Origin of the sequence: Calidithermus chliarophilus DSM 9957 (assembly GCF_000430045.1) — a bacterium.
GTDB lineage: Bacteria > Deinococcota > Deinococci > Deinococcales > Thermaceae > Calidithermus > Calidithermus chliarophilus.
On record NZ_KE387025.1, the window covers coordinates 105942 to 107207 of the forward strand.

Annotated in this window: 2 protein-coding genes and 1 pseudogene; 2 read left to right on the top strand and 1 reads right to left on the bottom strand. The window is 71.6% G+C overall.

The features are described 5' to 3' along the window. Nucleotides 1-280, bottom strand: a 280-nt coding sequence (locus MEICH_RS29450; RefSeq protein WP_174422446.1) for a cation transporter, incomplete at its 3' end; no start/stop codon positions are given. Nucleotides 281-575: 295 nt separating this feature from the next. Between MEICH_RS29450 and MEICH_RS0115520 the strand changes: the two genes are divergently transcribed. Further along, the gene (locus MEICH_RS0115520; RefSeq protein ID WP_081698386.1) at nt 576-1007 is read left to right on the top strand and encodes a rhodanese-like domain-containing protein; all 432 of its coding nucleotides are present in this window, start codon (nt 576-578) and stop codon (nt 1005-1007) included. After that, nucleotides 1004-1266, top strand: a pseudogene (locus tag MEICH_RS30225) (TlpA family protein disulfide reductase); the annotation flags it as partial. The gene MEICH_RS0115520 and the pseudogene MEICH_RS30225, both read left to right, overlap by 4 nt.

The following is a 1266-nucleotide window of genomic DNA, read 5'->3' on the forward strand; positions in this document are numbered from 1 at the left end:
GGGCGTGCGCTTCCCGCGCCTCGGCGCCGGCGCTGCGCAGGGTCGGCTCGTAGCCCAGCGCGCGGAGGTCGGCCTCGAGCCGCCGGCGCGGCGTGACCGACTCGTCGAGGTTGAGCCGGAGGAGCTGCGTGGCGAAGACCGCCCGGGGGTTGCTGGCGCCGGGGGTCTTGCGGACGAGGGCCTCGATCTTGTTGGCGCAGTCGGCGCAGTCCATCCCCTCGACCCGGTAGCACAGCTCGGGCGCGGAGGGCGCGGGGGGTGCGGGCGTTGGGCGGCTCATCAGGGCTCCTCTTGAGAACGCGGTTTCAATATCTGAGCAACCGCTCAGCTATAGCAGGAGTCTAGCAATACATGAGCGTTTGTTCAAGTATTGCCGGGCCGATTACGGCTTGCTTTACAGATATATCCCCCCGGGGTATAATGGAGCGAGGCTCTACGGAGCCCAGAGGAAAAGCCATGGACATGGAGAAGATGCTCCCCGACGAAATCCGCGAACAGGTGCAGCAGGCGCTGGACGGCCGGCCCGGGCGGGCCTTCGTGGAGGCCGTTCTCGAGACCATCGGAGGCGTGCGCTGATGGGCCGCCTGCGCCCCTTCCTGGCCTGCCGGGTGCAGGGCTTCTCGCCGTGCCGGGTGACGCCCTGGCTCCTGGCGGTCCTGGCGGTCCTCATGTTGTTCAACGGCTGCGCCCCCAAGCCGGGCTACAAGGACGTGAGCGTGCAGGAGCTTCGGGCCGCCAGCGAGCCCGGCCGCGTCGTGCTGGACGTGCGCGAGCCCTACGAGTACGCCGAGGGGCACGTGCCGGGGTCCACCCTGCTGCCCCTGGGGCAGGTGGCCGCCCGGGCCGGGCAGCTCCCCAAGGACGCCCCGGTGTACGTGATCTGCCGCAGCGGCAACCGCTCGGTACAGGCCAGCCGGACGCTGGCCGAGCTCGGCTTCAAGGACGTGCGCAACGTGCAGGGCGGCATACTGGCCTGGCAGTCGGCGGGCTATCCTCTGGAGCGATGAGCCTGACCCCCGACGCCCTCCTGCTGGGGCCGCTGGCCCTGAGCTGGCCCAACCTGGCCCTGCTGCTGGGGGCCCTGGCCTTCACCGCGCTGGCGGCGCGCCGGGGCCTGGAGGCCCGGGGGTGGTGGGTGCTGCTGGCGGCGCTCCTGGCGGCCCGGCTGGGGTACGTGCTGGAGCACCTGGGGACCTGGCCCGACCCCGCCTCGGCCCTGCTGGGGGTCGTGGACGTCCGCAGCGGGGGCTGGAGCTGGGCGTGGGG

Excerpts from the sequence above, each read along its gene's own strand:
- MEICH_RS0115520 (WP_081698386.1), top strand. The coding sequence starts at position 576 with ATGGGCCGCCTGCGCCCCTTCCTGGCCTGCCGGGTGCAGGGCTTCTCG.